1 pseudogene is annotated in these 282 nt (G+C 63.8%); it reads right to left on the bottom strand.

The features are described from left to right. Positions 1 to 172 (bottom strand): annotated as a pseudogene (locus tag KVP70_RS35785) (AMP-binding protein); the annotation flags it as partial. Positions 173 to 282 lie beyond the last annotated feature (110 nt).

Genomic DNA, 282 nt, shown 5'->3' with positions numbered 1-282 from the left:
AGCAATCCTTCGCGGTGATATGTACATAGGGATTATTGATGACCAATCGCAGCACGCTGCGATGTGCCACCATCACCCCCTTGGGCACTCCAGTCGAGCCCGAGGTATAGATCACATACGCCAGGTGCCGCGCCGTCAAGCCCAGCTGCGCCGGGTCGGGGTTGTGCGATGCTTGACGCGCCATGGCCGCGCCGTCTTCGGCGCCATCGAGCAGCAGCACCGGTATCGCCAATCCCGCTTCGGCCGCAGCCGGCAGGCGCTCTTGCATCCCCGTCTGCGTCA

Origin of the sequence: Duganella violaceipulchra, assembly GCF_019166075.1 — a bacterium.
GTDB lineage: Bacteria > Pseudomonadota > Gammaproteobacteria > Burkholderiales > Burkholderiaceae_D > Rugamonas > Rugamonas violaceipulchra.
The sequence above is the reverse complement of the archived record's forward strand: the minus strand, read 5'-3'. Positions and strand labels throughout refer to the sequence as shown.